This is a genomic window from Streptococcus sp. ACS2, assembly GCF_000525585.1.
In the GTDB taxonomy this organism is placed as follows: Bacteria; Bacillota; Bacilli; order Lactobacillales; family Streptococcaceae; genus Streptococcus.
The window spans coordinates 80667-98158 of sequence record NZ_JALT01000031.1 but is presented as its reverse complement, the minus strand read 5'-3'; the positions used below and the strand labels follow the sequence as shown (position 1 = coordinate 98158).

Here is a 17492-nt window from a genome sequence, read left to right as displayed (position 1 = left end):
ATTATAACAGAAATTTTCCCATAACAAAAAGCCCACCACTAAAGTGATGAACTTTACTTGATTAACCAGAGTTACGAAGACCTGTTGCAATACCATTGATGGTAATGTGAATAAGGCTAATTTCGTCATCAGTCAAATCATTGTTACGAAGACGTTTAATCAATTCAATTTGGATGTAGTTCAAGACATTGAAGTATGGCAAACGGAAGTCCAAACTTGCTTTAAGTGACGGACTCTCATCTAGGAAGCCATCATGTTTTTCAATCGCAAGAATGACATCTTTAGTCAACTGCCACTCATCCAAAATAATATTGAAGACACTACGAACTTCTTCACTTTCTGCCAATTGTGCATAGTGGAAGGCGATATTCATATCTGATTTTGAAAGCACCATGTCTACGTTTGACAAAAGTGAACGGAAGAATGGCCATGTTTCAAACATATGTTGAAGTTTCTCGAGGTTGCCTTCTTCAGCTTGGATAAAGCGATTAAAGGCAGAACCCACACCATACCAACCTGGGAACATGATACGGTTTTGTGACCATGAGAATACCCAAGGAATCGCACGAAGACCAGAAATTTCAGTAATAGTCTTACGAGCAGCTGGACGAGAACCAATATTCAAACTTGACACTTCTTTGATAGGACTAGCTTCAAAGAAGTAATCGTAGAAATGTTCATTTCCAAAGACAAGGTCACGATAAATAACATTTGAATCGTGAACAATTCCGTCCATAACCTCACGGAAATCAACCAATTCTTCTGGATCGGCAATTTGACGTGTCACCATACGGTCAAGAGCAGCTGAAACAAGCATTTCAAGATTGTAGTAAGCAGCATCCTTGTTGCCATATTTATTACCGATAACCTCACCTTGTTCAGTCAAACGGATACGGTCTTTAATGGTACCAAACGGTTGAGACGTAATGGCATCGTATGATGGGCCACCACCACGACCGACAGTACCACCACGACCATGGAAGAAGGTAATCTTAATACCACGCTCTTCACCAATCTTAGTCAATTCGTTTTGAGCTTTGTAAAGCGTCCAACCTGAAGACAAGTAACCACCATCTTTGTTAGAGTCTGAGTAACCCAACATGATTTCTTGGTAGTTATTGCTATTCTTAATCCAACGTTTAACGATATCATAACCAAGGTATTGTTTCATGATATCATTAGAGTTTTCCAAGTCTTCGATAGTTTCAAAAAGTGGAACGATTTGGACACGCGCACGTTCTGTATCAACCAAGCCAACTTCTTTAAGAAGGATAGCCAACTCAAACATATCAGAAACGCTCTCAGTGTGAGAGATAATATGTTGTTTGATGACATCTTCACCAATATAGTCTTTCAAGAGACGAGCTGTACGGAAGATTGCCAATTCTTTTTCAAGAATTTCTGACTTAGGCACATTAGTTGATGACAAAGTACGAGGATCTTCTTGCAATTCTTTGAGAAGAACCGCAACCTTTTCAACCTCAGTCAATTCACTATAGTTATCAACAATATTAGCAGACTTAAGCAATTCTGCCACACAAGTTTCATGAACGCTTGAATCCTGACGCATATCGATTGTAGCAAGATAGAAACCAAAGACTTCTACAGCTTGGAGAAGCTCTTCAAAATCACCTGAAATTAAGACAGCATCGTCGTTTTCAAGAAGTGAATTTTTGATTGCCAAAAGATCATCATGGAAATCCTCAGCTGTTTCATAAAATTCAGTCGTTTGTTGTGAGACAGCTTGAAGACTTTGGCTGAGACGTTGTTGCACGTAATCAGCTACTACTTCACCCGTTGAAGCTGAGCCTAGACGAACATTTTCAGAAAGACGTTTAGCAACTCTTTCCTTGCTAAAGTTTCCTTCTTTAAAGAAAAGAAGTGTCTGAATCAACTTAGACTGGATGTAACTGAAAGCACGACGGTAAGGTTCATTTTCACGATAAACAGATGTATCTGGAGAATGTTTCGCCATCTCTGCTACTGTATCTGAAACCTCAGTCAAGCGTGATGAGAGGGAGAATGAACGGTAAAGATTATCAACTTTTTCGATATAGTAATTGAGGATAACTTCACTTTGTACTGTTGCAGAAAGTTTAAGAGTTTCTGCTGTTACAAATGGGTTCCCGTCACGGTCACCACCAATCCACATCCCCATAGTAATAGGTGTTGGATTGTCAAGTTTGATACCTTTTTCAACCGCTAAACGTTTGAATTCATGCGATAAGTTCGTAATCGCCTTAATCAATGAGGAGTTATAATACTCCATAACGTTAGTGATTTCGTTTTTAACCTTAAGTTTTTTCTCACGAATGATATCTGTTTGCATCATGATTTCTACATAACGACGCAAATCTGCATACCATTTATCCTTGTTGATAAGACCAGCCTTAACATCACGATGCTTACGGAGAAGTTCGTGAATGTGGTTAGTCAATTCAAGCATGGTTTTACGTTGAACCTGAGTTGGGTGGGCTGTCAATACCGGCACGACATTGACATGTTCAAGAATGTCACGTGCATTTTCACTTTCAGCGACAACATCAAAGGTTTCAGACAACTTACCTAGATAAGATTCATCAATATTGTTCTTGTGGTTGACTTCATAAGCCAAATCCACGTCTTCAGAGATATTAATCAAAAGAGGTAACAAAGAGAAATAACGTGATGCAACGACCATATCGTCATTTGTCATTTCTGAAATGGCTTGTGTAAGGGCCACATAGTCACCTTCATCATAAAGTTCAACCAAATGTTGGATAGTTGTGAGACCTTGCTCTCCAGCCATGCCTCGTGTTGCATCATCCAACAATTCTTTCAAGATACCAACTTCTTCAGAGATGATTTCCTGGTTGTTACTGCTTTCCAATTTGTTAAAAGCCAAACCTTATTCTCCTTACTTTATGTAGTACCCTCTTATCATATCACTTTTAAAACAAAAGTAAACTATTTTCCTTTAAATCGTCAGTTATTTTGCAATTTTCCGACTTTTTCAAACAAATTTTCAAGGCTATTTCCGAACTTTATAAAAAAGACTCTGAAACAGAGTTCAGAATCTTAATTATACTTTTCTTGATAGAATTTGATTTCATCGCCATCTTCAACCTTAAGTTGGTTGGCTGCTTTTTCACCAAGTTTACCATTGACATCAAACATCCAATAGATTCCCTTATCTTTATCTTGAGAAATACCATCAATCTCAGTGATGAAGCCATCGTTTTCTTGAACAGGATATACCTCTTCCAATACATCAAGCACTGTATCACCTTTTTGGATTTCTACTGATTTTTTCTTACTTTCCTTATCTGTTTTCAAAATCAAAGTCACTTGACCTTGAACCTTAGACTGATGATTATTTGTGCTGCTAGTAAGTTTAGCTGCCTCATTTTTTCCACAGGCTACTAGAGTAACAAGTGATAAAGCAAGAAAAATATATGTCGCTATTTTTTTCATTTCAAAAACCTCCTAAAAATAGACTGGATGAATGGATAGAATAGAAGCGTCGATACTGCATGATAGGTGTCGTAAAGAAGACCAGAGATAACAAAGGTAAGACCACTCTTAAATAGGAGGCCATAACTGTAATCCATGAGAACTCCGTAGAGAAAGGACAAAAGAGTTACCAAAGCTATCTGCCAAACAAGTGATAACCTAGGTGCAATCAAACTCCAAAGAGCCATCAATACTCCGAAAGCCAGAATCTGATTAAAGACCCAGGGACCAAAACCAAAGATGAATCCTGAGATGGCCATGGTTAAAGCCATAATCAAGAGACCATCTACCAAGCCCAAATAAAGAACAGCCACAAAAAACATAGCTGTAATAGGCTGAATATTTGGCAATCCTATAAATGCTGACCGTAATCCTACTGCCAGAGCTGACAGAATAGCTATCCGAGCCATTCGTTGAATCGTTAATTTCATATATCTATTATGCCAGAAATAAGGAAATATGACTAGTTTTAAAAAATAAAAACTAAAGATTTCTTGAAATACAAAGTGAGATCGTACAAATTGTAGAAAATAACATTCCTTGTTGCCTCTCCCAAATATCAAACAGTTTGAGCAGGCTGAATATTTGATATAAAAAGTGTTCTCTCATTCACTATCCTCTGTCACCTTGATAACAGTAAATAATTAAGTTCAATTAATTATAAAAGTTAACTTGACTTAATTTTTATTTTAAAGTATATTAAACTCAAGGAGGTAGCTAATGATTCAAATTGAAAATATTAATGTGTCTTACCAACAGACATTAGCTCTGGATAATATCACCTTAAACTTGGAGGGACCTAGTATTACTGGGATTATTGGACCAAATGGTGCTGGTAAATCAACTCTAATTAAAGCATTAATTGGTATTATTCCTCACTCTGGAAAAATCCTTTTCAATAAACAACCTATTCGTCAGCAATTGAATCGTATTTCCTATGTTGCACAGAAGGCTGATATTGATTTTAACTTTCCGATTACTGTCAGAGAGTGCATCTCTCTAGGACTCTATCCCAAAACCAAGTTCTTTAAACGTCTATCTAAGAGTGATTGGTCTAAGGTCACAGATGCTTTAACACTACTTGGTCTAAATGATTTGGCCCATCGACAAATAAGCCAATTATCAGGAGGCCAATTTCAACGTGTTCTAATCGCTCGTTGTCTTGTACAAGAGGCTGATATTATTTTATTAGATGAACCCTTTGTAGGGATTGACTCTGTTAGCGAAGATATTATCATGAACACCTTGAGAGAACTTAGGGACAAAGGTAAGCTTATTCTTATTGTCCACCATGATTTGAGCAAAGTTCCTCATTATTTTGACCAAGTTATCCTCCTAAATCGTAAACTGATTGCTAGTGGGCCTACTAATCTTGTTTTTAATGAGGATAATCTCCGTAAAACCTACGGTAACAGTTTATTTTATAAAGGAGATGTAAATGATTTCTGAATTTATTGATGGTTTGCTAAATTTCCACTTCTTACAAAATGCTCTTATAACGGCTTTAGTTATTGGAATTGTCGGAGGGGCTGTTGGTTGTTTTATTATTCTAAGAGGCATGTCGCTTATGGGTGATGCGATTTCACATGCAGTTCTACCTGGGGTAGCCATTTCCTTTATCTTGGGTATTAACTTTTTCATAGGAGCTATCATCTTTGGACTTTTAGCTTCTACAATGATTACCTATATCAAAAGCAATTCCATTATTAAGAGTGACACGGCAATTGGGATTACCTTTTCGAGCTTTCTAGCTCTCGGTATTATTCTCATCGGTGTTGCTAATAGTTCCACAGATCTCTTTCATATTCTCTTCGGGAATATTCTAGCTGTACAAGACATGGATATGTGGATAACGATTATCGTTTCACTTCTCGTACTAGCAACTATTACAATCTTCTTTCGCCCTCTACTCCTAACATCCTTTGATCCAATTTTGGCCAAGTCTATGGGAGTTAAGGTCACCTTCTACCACTACTTACTTATGGTTATTCTAACTTTGGTTTCTGTAACTGCCATGCAGAGTGTTGGCACTATTCTTATTGTGGCACTTTTGATTACACCGGCTGCCACTGCCTACCTTTATGTTCATAGCCTAAAAACAATGATTCTTCTCTCATCAGGATTGGGGGCTCTGGCATCTGTTCTAGGTCTTTTTATCGGCTATAGTTTTAATATTGCAGCTGGTTCGAGCATTGTATTAACGTCTGCTCTACTCTTTCTCATCAGCTTTTTCATCGCCCCAAAACAAAGTGGCATGAATAAAACTTCTAAACAATAAAAAATAGGATGAAAATAATATGAAAAAAATACTATCAACAATAGTACTACTACTTTTAGCGGTAGTTACTCTAACAGCTTGTACCAATAAACAAGGCAGTAACAAGGATAAATTACGAGTCGTTACGACCAATTCCATTATTGCTGATATCACCAAAAATATTGCCGGAGATAAAATCACTCTCCACAGTATTGTCCCCGTTGGTAAGGATCCTCACGAATACGAACCCCTTCCTGATGATGTAAAGAAGACCTCACAAGCTGATTTGATTTTTTACAACGGTATCAATTTAGAAACTGGTGGAAATGCTTGGTTTACTAAGTTAGTCAAGAATGCTCATAAGACAGAAAATAAAGATTATTTTGCAGTTAGTGATGGTGTTAAGGTAATTTACCTTGAAGGTCAATCAGAAAAAGGTAAGGAAGATCCCCACGCTTGGCTTAATCTGGAAAATGGGATTATTTATGCTCAAAATATTGCCAAGCAACTGATTGCTAAGGACCCTAAAAACAAGACCTACTACGAAAAGAATCTAAAATCCTATACTGACAAACTTAGTAAACTGGACCAAGAAGCTAAAGAAACATTTAACAAGATTCCCGATGAGAAAAAACTGATTGTCACTAGTGAAGGATGCTTCAAATACTTCTCTAAAGCCTATGGCGTACCATCCGCCTACATCTGGGAAATCAATACTGAAGAAGAAGGTACACCAGATCAAATCAAAACACTTGTTGAAAAACTGCGTCAAACCAAGGTACCAGCTCTCTTTGTCGAATCTAGTGTCGATGAACGCCCTATGAAAACAGTCTCTAAGGATACCAATATTCCTATCTATGCAAAGATCTTTACAGATTCTATTGCTGAAAAAGGGCAAAACGGTGACAGCTACTACAACATGATGAAATATAATCTGGATAAAATCACCCAAGGCTTGAATCAGTAAAAATCTTATCTAAGAAACATTCTGTATTCTTATGATAAATCTGTTATACTAAGGTGAGACTATTTTCAAAGGAAGAGAAATGACACCTAACAAAGAAGACTACCTCAAATGTATCTATGAGATTGGTACTGAAGAAGGCAAAATAAGTAATAAGGAAATCGCAAACCGTATGCAGGTGTCTCCACCTGCTGTGACGGAAATGATTAAGAAATTGATTTCAGAAGACCTCATCATCAAAGACAAAGTCAAGGGCTATCTTCTAACGAAAACTGGTAAAATCAATGTCGCTGAACTCTATCGGAAACATCGCCTCATCGAAGTCTTTTTGGTGGACCACTTGCAATACACTTGTGATCAAATTCATCAAGAGGCTGAAATTTTAGAGCATACTGTCTCTGATCACTTCATCGATGCGCTTGACCGCCTACTCAATTACCCTCAAACCTGTCCACACGGTGGGCAAATCCCCAAGTCAGGTCAGCTCATAGAGGAAATCTACAACCAGACTTTTACACAGGACCTTGCTCCTGGAGAATATGTCCTTCGTCGAGTTCAAGATCAAATTGATCTACTCCATTATTTGAAGACTGTCGGTCTTAAAATTGGAACACCTTTTACCTTTGAAGGCTTTGACCTTTTCACACAACTCTACCGACTTCATATTGATGGAAGGGACATCCAAATCCCAGAAGCCATTGCTGGCAATCTTTATATTGAATCAAACTAAAAAAGCGAGGCTGACAGACACCCTTAGAAGTGTCATCAGTCTCACTTTTTTTACATTTGTTTCAAGCGTTCCACCCGTTCTGAAATTGGTGGGTGGGTATAAAAGAGCTTCTGCAAACCAGATTCTTTTTTAGGGTCATTGATAAAGAGGGCTGCGCTAGCATCATCCACGTGATGTTGCATTGGCGCACTATTATCAAGTTTAAGCAGAGCGTTAATCATACCTTGTGGGTTACGTGTCAATTCGACGCTAGAAGCATCAGCTAAAAATTCACGCTGGCGTGAAATAGCCAACTGAACCAGGGTAGCTGCCAAAGGCGCCAGAATAATGGCAATCAAAGAAATAATGAGAAGAATAATTTCCAAACCGCTACTTCCATTACGGTCATCATCATTTCTACGACGGCCTCCACCCCAGAACATCATATTACGAGCCATCCCAGCTAGCATGGTAATGGCAGATGCTAAGGCAACTGCTATGGTAGAGATTCGGATATCGTAGTTGCGAATATGACTCACTTCATGTCCAATAACTCCTTCAAGTTCCTCACGATTCATAACCGCAAGAAGACCTGTTGTAGCAGCTACTGCCGCGTTCTTAGGGCTTGATCCAGTCGCAAAAGCATTCATTGAAGGATCATCGACAATAAAGACACGTGGCATCGGTATTTGTGCCACCATAGCCATATCCTCAACAACATGATAAAGGTTCGGAGCGGTTTGTTCGTCAACCTCTCGTGCACCATTCATAGCCATAACGACATTGGTTGATTGGAAAATCATGGTAACGGCATAGATAAAACCGATAACTAGAGCAAGAATCAGACCACCGAAGCCTGAACCTAACCAAAGATAGCCGACACCGTAACCAACAAGGCCCAACAAGAGGAAAAAGACCAGGAGCAAAAGCCAAGTCTTTCTCTTATTTCGAGCAACCTGATCAAATAACATATTAGTTACCTAGTCCACTGAAATCAACCTTAGGAACAGCTTTTTCTTCTTCTGGTGTTTCAAGGAATTCAGCAGCCTTAAAGCTAAACATTTTAGCAATAACATTACTTGGGAAGGTTTCCAATTTCACATTGTAGTTACTTGTCACACTGTTATAGAGTTGGCGTGAATAGGCAATTTTGTTTTCAGTGTTCGTCAACTCTTCTTGAAGCTGGCTGAAGTTGGCACTAGCCTTAAGATCAGGGTAACTTTCAGCTACGGCAAAGATTCCAGAAACCTGACGAGTCAATTCATCACTGGCACGCATAGCTTCTGCAGGAGAAGTCGCAGCTGCTACTTGATTACGAAGTTCTGCTACTTTTTCAAGCGTTGAACCTTCATATTTAGCGTAACCTTTAACTGTTTCAATCAAGTTAGGAAGGAGATCATTACGACGTTTCAATTGAACATCAATTTGACTCCATGCCTCCTTGGTTTGCATACGGCTTTTAACCAAGCCGTTATAACTTGTAATAACAAAAATCACAAGAACAACAATAATGGCAATAATAATCCAAATCATATTTAGTTTCCTTTCTTATACTTAAAAAGAGTCGGTACGACTTCTCTTACAAGTATTTTGATAGTCTCAGTATATCAAATTTTCAGATAAAAGTGGTAAAATGTGAGCCGTTTTACAAAAAAAACTGGACATCTTGTCCAGCTTTTTTTATTACTCTTTAGACGTGTGTCGTTTGCCTTGGGCTAGGGCATCTGCTTCTGTCATAGTAACGACATTTGCTTTGTTGGTGTTGCTAGGCATACTATTGATGTCATACCAATAAACATCTGCTGTTCCATGACGCGCCACATAAACTGTTCTATTCTCTTCTTGTATAGGTTGCACAGGCTCTGGTTCAGAACTTGGTTGTTCAGTCACCTGTGAACTCTCAGAACTAGGCTCAGATGGTGCTTCAGTAAATTCAGTTACCTTATTTGTTGCTGTCCCATCTGCATAATTGATTTCTGCATTTGGTGATTGGTTATCTAAGACAACATGTGTAACTCCCTGACTATCAAGAGTCTCCTTATCTCCACCAAGTTTAATTTCCAAGAGATTTCCAGAACTATCGATACCAACATACTGAAGTTCCACTTGACGAGGCAACAACTCGTCTCCACTGTAGATAGCTGTTACCTTATAATCTAACCAATAGTTAGGGTGGAGTGCCAGCCAGTTATCCAAGCGATTCTCGTAATAAAGCATGCCTGACTGATTACCTTCGTCGGTTCCTTTATAATTTCCAGAGTTCAACCAGGCAGTCATAGGTACTAAATTCTTGCCCTCGTCATTGACACCAGAAAACTGATAGCCAATCAAATGTCCTCGATTCATTAACCAAGATTTTGATTTACCATCACCATAATAAAACTTATAGTTATGCCATCCTACAGGATCATATTTTATTTTACCGGGACGCTTATTCTTCGGCTCGTCCTTATCTTGTAACTGTATATGAGCACTGTGGGCACGTCCTAACTGGTCCTTCTCCTCCATGACAAACTGCTTTTGACCATTAAAAGTCAAGATACCATTGTTCTCATCCGCTTGAACCACTTGAGAGCTCACAGCCGAAGATTGTTTGCTAGTATCAAATGAAAATCCGAATCCTAAAGTAAATACTAAAACAAGAAGAGCAAATATACAAATCCTACTATTTCTTTTTTCTTTCATCATCTTAACTCCTTAATTTTTCTTATCACTTTAATTATACAGGACCAAATCAAAGCAGATGATTAAAAATAAAGAATAATGATATTAGGTATCTTAGAGCTTGCTTAAAACAAAAAAACACCCAATTTAATGGATGTTTCTTACCTATTATTTACCTGCTTTTTTACCTTGTTTTGTAAGATAAACTGTAGATATACTTAGTGCTGCAGCAACTCCGACAAGAAGGAAGACCGTTGTCGTATTAGACTTACCTTTTTCTTTTGAAGTGCTAGCTTGGCTTTCAGAACTCTTGGCTACCTGTTTTGCCTCAGTTGCTTTATCAATACGGGCGACATTCTTAGGTGTGTCATCCTTCTGGCTTTCCGCCAATTCTGACAAATCACTGCTAATCTCTTTGGCAACACCTTCAGAGCTCGTAAGTGATGCCGCTTCTGAAGCTAATGTTTCAGAGGCCATAACCGCCATGACTTTACTTGCAATCACATCCACAGACTTCTCAGTCAAAAGAGAATTAAAGCGAATAGCTTCTGAGGCGAGCTGACTGCTTGTTACAGAGATTTTTAGGTCATTGTTATAAGCGACTTGACTATTTGGCGAGATGCTGACAACTTCAGATGTACGTGCTGTTGTTGGAGCTTCAGAAACTTTGACATCGACCTGACTTGTTGAACCTTTTTCAATAACTTCTGAAGAAACCTCGCTAATCGGATCCTTTTGTGTACTTTCTGAAGTTGGAGATTTCTCTGGGCTGTCAGAAGTAATTGCTACGTCAACCTGACTAGTAGATGAAGCTACCGAAGTTTCCTCATTATTTGGTGACTCAGAGGCTGGAGCAGTTGAGCTTGCCTCACTCTTTGGGGTTTCTGATGTTGAAGTCTCAGAAACTACTTCACTAGTTGATGCTTCGGAAACTGGAGTGCTTGAACCTACCTCACTCTTTGGTGTTTCTGAAACTGAAGACTCTGAGATTACTTCACTGTTAGAAGTCTCGGAAACTGGGGCTGATGAACTTTCCTCACTCTTTGGTGTTCCTGAAACTGAAGACTCTGAGATCACTTCACTAGTTGATGCTTCAGAAACTGGAGTGCTTGAACTTTCCTCACTCTTTGGGGTTTCTGATGCTGATGTCTCGGATACCACTTCACTGTTTGATGCTTCTGAAACTGGGGTGCTTGAACCTGCTTCACTCTTTGGTGTTTCTGAAACTGAAGTCTCGGAAGCTACTTCACTGTTTGATGCTTCTGAAACTGGAGTGCTTGAACTTGCTTCACTTTTCGGTGTTTCTGATGCTGAAGTTTCGGAAATAACTTCACTGTTTGATGCTTCGGAAACTGGGGCGCTTGAGGTTTCCTCACTCTTTGGTGTTTCTGAAACTGGTGCTGATGAACTTACCTCACTCTTTGGCGATTCGGAAACTGAAGTCTCTGAGACTGGATTATTGACAGGCTTTGGTTCAGGTTTTGTTGGAGAAACTGTTGAAACAGCTCCAACAATCGTCGCCTTATTGTCAATCGTATTATTTGATAAACGGATTTCTCCATTACCATTGTCACCCATCTCAAAGTTTTTGGTAATCACCGGCTCATCCAAGGTATTCAATAGCTTATTATCGTAGATATCAACATTCTTGATTGTTCCACGAACTTGTTGGAAATCAATGGCACCACGATGGAGGTTATAGAGGTCATTAGTTGTCCCTGAACGTAGAATGGTATTGTCATGAATCTTAATTCCAGAATCATTGAGGTCAAAATTGTGGCCTGCAAAGACTGTGTTTACGCGGATACCTGCTCCAGCAAAGACGTCCTTGATGAGGTTTCCTGAGATTTCATGACCCTTACCACCAAAAATACCGATACCAGCCGCACGCCAGCCTGATTCAATGGTGTTGTTGAGGAATTTATTATTTTCCTCGGCTGCGGCATTTGTCCCATCTGAAATACTTGACCAGATAGCCAAACCATCATCACCATTCCCACGGATGTTAGAGTTTTTAACCGTTGAATTCTTGGTTCCTTGAGCAAAGTTAATCCCATCAGCCAAGTTATTACGGATACGAGCGTTTTCAACAACAAGACCGTCCGTATACTTCATATTTCCCGTCTGGTCGTAGTCTCCAATCCACATACCGACTTCAAAGTGCTGAACCCAGATATCGTGAATTTTCGAATCCTTACCAAGTGTTCCCGAAATAGCCTTGTACTGTGCATCTTCGTTATAACGAGACGTCAAGTTGGAATCCATATAAAGATTGCTCAACTCAATGCCATTACTGTTATGACCGAAGACAATACCACCACCATAGCGTTTGTCACTTGTAAAGTGTAGTTGTGTATGCCAAACACCGGCACCTGAGATTTTTAGATTATCAGCTTCGATATTAACCTGTTTATCAAAATTGAAACGTCCTTCTGGAATATAGACAGATTTTCCGCTGGCTTTAGCTTCTTCCACAGCCGCAAGTAGGGCAGCAGTGTCATCACTATCATCATTGGCAGATGCACCCTTATCCACGATACTGATACTATTTTCACCTTGGGCAACAGGCGCTGGAGCCTGTTCAAGCTCAATAAAGTCAATACCGTAAGGGACATTGTCATCTTTCTTCTTAACTAGAGAAATCTTATCTCCAGATTTCAATTGGATATCCTTTAGGAGAAGACGTGTCTCATCAAAACGAAAACGTGCACTTGAACCATCAATGGCTTGATCATACTCATGGTCCCCTTTAAGGTACTGCCATGCTGAGTGAGATGACAAATCAAGATTACCAACGCTTGAACCATTGACCTGCACATCCAACTGACCTGATGCACCATCAGGTATTGTATAACGGACATTCAAAGCATTGGCTGGCTCAGTGACATTGAAAGTAACTGCCGCATCCTTTTTAGGAAGCTCAACATAAGTTTGGTTAGTCGCTTCCACAGCCGTAGATTCCATGTCCGTTGACTGTTGAATTGTAGCACCATTTTCAACACTTGCATTCTCTGCCTCATGAGTCGTATAAGGCATCTTTGCACCGTAACCATCAGTGCTGTACTCCTTGCCTTGACCTTGGTCCTCACTCGCATTGGTTAAGACATTTGCTGAAGTTTCTTGATTTTGTGAGTTGCTTGCCTCAACCAATTGATCAATGGTCGGAGTCTGTTCAGCTGCTTGAACAGTTGTTACCTGTGGCTGAGCTGGCATAATATTGGCAGGCTGTGACGCTTGCACAGTCTCAACTGATGCTGGTTCGGAAGTCGCCAATTGTGCCTTTGAGGCTGTTTGAGGTGTCTGTGCCTGATTTGAAGCATCAGTCAAATCACTAATCGTTTGTGCCTCATCAGCCTGAGCTGCTTGCCCATTGGCAAGAGCCATAAAGCCAATCAAAGCTGATGCTGCCCCAATGGAATATTTACGGATGCTGTACTTTGGTTTCGTTTTTCTTTCTTTAAACAAGTCTATTCTCCTGATACTTTTTTTCACAATCTCTCTATCTTAGGACCAAGCCGTCCTTTGAAATAAAATAAAGATTCCCTCATATTAAAGATTGTTAATAATGCTGTTGTTTTTCTTATTAAAAACAAACCAAAGTAAATTATAAGGGATGAAAAAGTAAAAAAAAAGGCTAGGCTATCCATTTTAACAAGGCCTTAACAAAATTGTCATATTAGAAAGTTCAGTCATTCACGTCTAAATTATAGTCTAAAAATGTCGCACAAAAAGGTGATTTCTTTCACGTGTAAGAAAGAAAAAACTCTAAATTTCCATAAAGGCTTATTTAGCAAGAGTTATCAGGCAAAACAATCAAAATGTTTTAAATTTGTTTTCTCAGATTGCTGTCAAACGTTTGACAGTCTTTTTTAATTTTACGCTTCAAAGTATTATTTTCCGAATGTTTTAGTATTACAAATGTTAAACACCCAAAAATAAAAAAAGAGACAATAATCTGTCTCTGATTTTTCAAAAAAATAACTAACCTAACTAGATTTTACGATAACAATCCCTCTAATTCTTCAAGCGATAGACCAGTCACATCTGAGACAACTTCTAGAGATAGACCTTTTGAGAGCATCTTACGAATCATTTCTAGTTGTCCCTCATAACGACCTCGCTCTAGTCCCTGCTCTAACCCTTTCTCTATGCCTTCTTCACGCGCTTCATCAATTGCTGTTTCCATGGTCATGTCATAATTTTCTTGAATACGTATGCGTTCATCAATCATCGCCTTTTCCTCCTGTGTCCAGCTGGATGAATCCAGTAATGAATCGGCATGCGTGACCGCTCGGCTAGGTGCCTTAGAAAATGGGAGATTTCCAAAGAACTCTAGCCACTGCCGCCCTTCATCCCTGATATGCTTATCTTTATTATACTTATCCAACTCTAAAAAGGCAATCTGAAGAAGGTTCTGCTGTTTCCCATCCTTATAGAAAGAATGCAGAGGCTTGCCCGTCCGACTATTGGCCATCCAATAAGTATTAATCGGGGACTCCTCATCTGGCAACAAGGTCTTTTCCAAGATAGCTATGCCATAAACCGGCTCCATCTGCTCATACATCTTATGCGTTTGTCCTTGTTGACGTAAGTGTTGTACATTTTCCACCAGCTGATTAGCCAAATAATAATGAAAACGATTGAGAAAATAATGCTGCTTACGCACCTGAATCTCAATGATAACCTCGGTTCCATCATTCAACTTGGCTCGAACATCCACCGAGGTTGAAAAGAGCTCATCCTCGTCAAAGTCCTTTTTATGAAGCTGTGTTCCCTCCAAAATCTGAGCATCCACAACATCTAAATCCAAAATATCTCGAATAAATGCCACCGTCACCTCAGGCAGGCTAAAAATCTTCTTAGCCATAATATCCAAGGTCGGTGAGACATGCTTGTGTCTTTTTTCCATTTACCTCTCCTTAAGAAAAAATAGAGGGTTGGCCCCTCTACTTCTACTATTCGGAAAAAGTAAATGAAAGCTTGCAACTACCCCTTAAATGCTTCCACAAAAGCCTTGAGTTCTTCGTCTGCTTCTTTGATCGTTCCATGAAGCTGACCAAGCATATCAAGAAGGGATGCTGTCTGACTTTCGATTGTCGCATTAGTCTCGTTAATCTTAGCCACAATCTCGGTCAAGGGCTCCACTTCTTCTTCCTCAAAGGTATCCACATAGCGAGGAATATTAAGGTTATAGTCATTTTCCACAATCTCTTCAAAGCTAGCCAGATGGGCAAACTTGTCCATATCCTCTCGGCTCTTATAGGCATTGAGAATCTTCCCAATATGAGCATCCGTCATGATGTTCTGATTTTTTCCCTTATCAAACTCCTTAGAGGCATCGATAAAGTAAACATCACGATTGGTGCGGTTCTTTTTGAGAATAATGACCGTCGTTGGAATACTGGTATTAAAGAAAATATTAGCAGGCAGTCCGATTACCGTATCAATAGCACCTTCTTCCAACAAAGCCTTACGAATGGTCCCTTCAGCATTACCGCGGAAGAGCACCCCATGAGGTAGGACGATGGCCATGACACCATTGTCTTGCTTCAAGTGATAGTAACCATGCAAGAGGAAGGCAAAATCAGCCTTAGACTTAGGTGCTAGTTTCCCAAATGGTGAGAATCGGGGGTCATCCATGAAACCTGAGCTAGCAGACCACTTGGCTGAATAAGGTGGGTTCATGAGAACACCGTCAAAGTTAGTCGGCTCTTGGGTTGGCCAATCTTCATCCAAGGTATCAGCGTTGTGTAAAAACTGGTTTTCAATCGGCACACCGTGCAGAATCATGTTCATACGTGCCAGGTTATAAGTTGAGGTGTTCAACTCTTGACCAAAGTAAACCACTGTCTGTGGTTGACGTGAATAGCGTTTGGCATTAAGCAAGAGCGATCCTGACCCCATAGTCGCATCATAAAGGGTAAAGCCTTGCTTGTCCTCACGACCTAAAAAGGCAATCTGAGTCATGAGCTTGGCTACAGGCTGGGGCGTATAGAACTCTCCTGCCTTCTTACCAGAGTCGGTCGCAAACTGACCTATCAAATACTCGTAAGCATCCCCAAGCATATCGCCCGCATGACCTGCCACATCTAGGACCGCCAACTCTTTCATTACAGCCGCAACTGTCTGGTTTTGCTTTTGAGGAGTCGCTCCAAGTTTCTTAGAGTAAAGGTCGATGTCTTCAAAAAGGTTTTCATAAAGCTCGTCACTCTGCTCAATATCACGGAAGCCCTGAGCCAAGTCCTCTAACTGAAAGCTTCCATCGTTCACTCGCTCCACTAAAGCCGTAAAGGTCAAGTCAGGATGAATGGCATAACTCATCTCATCAGTGATAACTTCCAAGAGCTCCTCGTGAGTCTCCTCGTCCTCGTAGTATTTACGATAGACCGCCAATGCCTCTTCCAAGCTCTCTGTCTCTTTCTCCATGGTCTCTGCCACGAAAAAGAGCATCTTGTCCGACAAATACTTGTAAAAGACCATGCCCAAGAGATAAGACTTATAGTCATTAGCATCCATTTTAGAGCGGAGCACATCCGCTGAGTTCCACAGAGCTTGGTAGAGCGACTGGGAGGTTTGTGTTGTTTCTGACATAATGTTTCTTTCTTTGTATTTTTAAATGTTATCCTATTAGTTCTAATAGCCAATCACGTTTACTTCCACTTCCTTGATGACTTGATATGAAATCTTGAAAATAGGAAGTTGGTAAATAGTGTTTTGACGTGGGTTGAAAATGCCTAGTTTTTCAATGGTTTGAAACTCTGGATGAATCGAACGCCTACCCATGAGATAGTAAATCAGTAGCTGCAAGGTATGGTCCTTGTTGGGCTTACCTGTTGTGACTTTTAAGTCCCAAAGGGTATCTTTGGTTAGGAAATCCCCATCACCAGTCGTTATGGTAGCCGTATAAGCCCCTTCCATGGTAAAACCATCCGCAGTCACAGGACCAAAGGCCTTGAAAAAGCTCAAACTACGCTCAACCATGATACGAATATTAGCAATAGTAGCCTGATCTGGAACAATCCCCTCCACTGGACGATAAAACAGAGGACCCGCACGAAAGGCACTATCAAAACCTACCAACTGACAAGCCTTAGTAATCGACAAATCGTCTAGCCCCTCGACATCATCCAGAAGATCAAAAGCCTTAGACTCCATCCTCATGGCCCTAGCACCAAGCAAGGAAATCTCAAAAGCTTCCTCAGCAGCTGTGCCATCCATGAAACGACTGAGATAGTCCACAGCAGTCCCAACCAAACTAGCCGCAATAGACTCCTCAGGATTAAGAACCTGACTATCATCAAACGTCGTCACTGTAAAAGTCTTAACAGGCAGATAACCACCACGAGGCTGCTTAATCTGTTTAATACGTTGTGTTACTGATACCTTGCTTTTCTTTGTTACAACCT

The 17492-nt window shown here is 40.0% G+C and carries 14 protein-coding genes; 4 read left to right on the top strand and 10 right to left on the bottom strand.

What is annotated here, in order from left to right:
- Nucleotides 1-61 precede the first annotated feature (61 nt).
- The 3 genes from ppc to HMPREF1517_RS06805 form a co-directional block, all read right to left on the bottom strand.
- A complete protein-coding gene (gene ppc / locus HMPREF1517_RS06815) occupies nucleotides 62-2884 on the bottom strand; it encodes a phosphoenolpyruvate carboxylase (protein WP_002890650.1) in 2823 nt (940 codons plus the stop codon).
- A gap of 173 nt (nucleotides 2885-3057) precedes the next feature.
- Nucleotides 3058-3453 (bottom strand): DUF4430 domain-containing protein, encoded by a 396-nt coding sequence (locus HMPREF1517_RS06810; RefSeq protein WP_037600447.1) that lies wholly within the window; start codon nucleotides 3451-3453, stop codon nucleotides 3058-3060.
- Entirely contained in the window at nucleotides 3450-3923 is a 474-nt protein-coding gene (locus tag HMPREF1517_RS06805) for a membrane protein (RefSeq protein ID WP_037597654.1), read from the bottom strand. Before HMPREF1517_RS06805 ends, HMPREF1517_RS06810 begins: the two co-directional genes overlap by 4 nt.
- A 289-nt stretch (nucleotides 3924-4212) precedes the next feature.
- Here HMPREF1517_RS06805 and HMPREF1517_RS06800 point away from each other — a divergent pair, with 289 nt between their 5' ends.
- The 4 genes from HMPREF1517_RS06800 (at nucleotide 4213) to HMPREF1517_RS06785 (ending at nucleotide 7443) form a co-directional block, all read left to right on the top strand.
- Nucleotides 4213-4941 (top strand): metal ABC transporter ATP-binding protein, encoded by a 729-nt coding sequence (locus HMPREF1517_RS06800; protein ID WP_002890643.1) that lies wholly within the window; start codon nucleotides 4213-4215, stop codon nucleotides 4939-4941.
- Nucleotides 4931-5770: a metal ABC transporter permease gene (locus tag HMPREF1517_RS06795; protein ID WP_002884063.1), complete on the top strand. Its 840-nt coding sequence runs from the start codon at nucleotides 4931-4933 to the stop codon at nucleotides 5768-5770. Before HMPREF1517_RS06800 ends, HMPREF1517_RS06795 begins: the two co-directional genes overlap by 11 nt.
- A 19-nt stretch (nucleotides 5771-5789) precedes the next feature.
- On the top strand, nucleotides 5790-6716 hold the full coding sequence (locus tag HMPREF1517_RS06790) for a metal ABC transporter substrate-binding protein (protein WP_037600444.1): 927 nt from the start codon (nucleotides 5790-5792) through the stop codon (nucleotides 6714-6716).
- A 79-nt stretch (nucleotides 6717-6795) separates the two neighbouring features.
- Nucleotides 6796-7443 carry a metal-dependent transcriptional regulator gene (locus HMPREF1517_RS06785; protein ID WP_037600440.1) on the top strand — a complete coding sequence of 216 codons (648 nt, stop codon included), beginning with the start codon at nucleotides 6796-6798 and terminating at the stop codon, nucleotides 7441-7443.
- Nucleotides 7444-7493: 50 nt separating this feature from the next.
- Here HMPREF1517_RS06785 and htpX read toward each other — a convergent pair whose 3' ends face one another.
- From htpX to HMPREF1517_RS06750, 7 genes are all read right to left on the bottom strand, one after another.
- Entirely contained in the window at nucleotides 7494-8393 is a 900-nt protein-coding gene (gene htpX, locus HMPREF1517_RS06780; RefSeq protein WP_037600438.1) for a zinc metalloprotease HtpX, read from the bottom strand.
- Between the two features lies 1 nt (nucleotide 8394).
- Nucleotides 8395-8955, bottom strand: a complete 561-nt coding sequence (locus tag HMPREF1517_RS06775; RefSeq protein WP_037600435.1) for a LemA family protein — start codon at nucleotides 8953-8955, stop codon at nucleotides 8395-8397.
- Nucleotides 8956-9105: 150 nt separating this feature from the next.
- The gene (locus HMPREF1517_RS06770) at nucleotides 9106-10110 is read right to left on the bottom strand and encodes a DNA/RNA non-specific endonuclease (RefSeq protein WP_037600433.1); all 1005 of its coding nucleotides are present in this window, start codon (nucleotides 10108-10110) and stop codon (nucleotides 9106-9108) included.
- Between the two features lie 144 nt (nucleotides 10111-10254).
- Nucleotides 10255-13551 (bottom strand): YSIRK-type signal peptide-containing protein, encoded by a 3297-nt coding sequence (locus HMPREF1517_RS06765; RefSeq protein ID WP_037600431.1) that lies wholly within the window; start codon nucleotides 13549-13551, stop codon nucleotides 10255-10257.
- A gap of 532 nt (nucleotides 13552-14083) precedes the next feature.
- Nucleotides 14084-14995, bottom strand: a complete 912-nt coding sequence (locus HMPREF1517_RS06760; protein WP_037600428.1) for an Rpn family recombination-promoting nuclease/putative transposase — start codon at nucleotides 14993-14995, stop codon at nucleotides 14084-14086.
- Nucleotides 14996-15072: 77 nt separating this feature from the next.
- Nucleotides 15073-16677 carry a type I restriction-modification system subunit M gene (locus tag HMPREF1517_RS06755; RefSeq protein ID WP_037600426.1) on the bottom strand — a complete coding sequence of 535 codons (1605 nt, stop codon included), beginning with the start codon at nucleotides 16675-16677 and terminating at the stop codon, nucleotides 15073-15075.
- A gap of 42 nt (nucleotides 16678-16719) precedes the next feature.
- Complete coding sequence (locus tag HMPREF1517_RS06750; RefSeq protein WP_037600424.1) at nucleotides 16720-17451, bottom strand: hypothetical protein; 732 nt, start codon at nucleotides 17449-17451, stop codon at nucleotides 16720-16722.
- Nucleotides 17452-17492: the final 41 nt, after the last annotated feature.

Excerpts from the sequence above, each read along its gene's own strand:
- HMPREF1517_RS06770 (WP_037600433.1), bottom strand. The coding sequence starts at position 10,110 with ATGATGAAAGAAAAAAGAAATAGTAGGATTTGTATATTTGCTCTTCTT.
- HMPREF1517_RS06790 (WP_037600444.1), top strand. The coding sequence starts at position 5,790 with ATGAAAAAAATACTATCAACAATAGTACTACTACTTTTAGCGGTAGTT.
- HMPREF1517_RS06755 (WP_037600426.1), bottom strand. The coding sequence starts at position 16,677 with ATGTCAGAAACAACACAAACCTCCCAGTCGCTCTACCAAGCTCTGTGG.
- HMPREF1517_RS06775 (WP_037600435.1), bottom strand. The coding sequence starts at position 8,955 with ATGATTTGGATTATTATTGCCATTATTGTTGTTCTTGTGATTTTTGTT.
- HMPREF1517_RS06785 (WP_037600440.1), top strand. The coding sequence starts at position 6,796 with ATGACACCTAACAAAGAAGACTACCTCAAATGTATCTATGAGATTGGT.
- HMPREF1517_RS06810 (WP_037600447.1), bottom strand. The coding sequence starts at position 3,453 with ATGAAAAAAATAGCGACATATATTTTTCTTGCTTTATCACTTGTTACT.
- HMPREF1517_RS06760 (WP_037600428.1), bottom strand. The coding sequence starts at position 14,995 with ATGGAAAAAAGACACAAGCATGTCTCACCGACCTTGGATATTATGGCT.
- HMPREF1517_RS06800 (WP_002890643.1), top strand. The coding sequence starts at position 4,213 with ATGATTCAAATTGAAAATATTAATGTGTCTTACCAACAGACATTAGCT.
- HMPREF1517_RS06795 (WP_002884063.1), top strand. The coding sequence starts at position 4,931 with ATGATTTCTGAATTTATTGATGGTTTGCTAAATTTCCACTTCTTACAA.
- htpX (WP_037600438.1), bottom strand. The coding sequence starts at position 8,393 with ATGTTATTTGATCAGGTTGCTCGAAATAAGAGAAAGACTTGGCTTTTG.
- HMPREF1517_RS06805 (WP_037597654.1), bottom strand. The coding sequence starts at position 3,923 with ATGAAATTAACGATTCAACGAATGGCTCGGATAGCTATTCTGTCAGCT.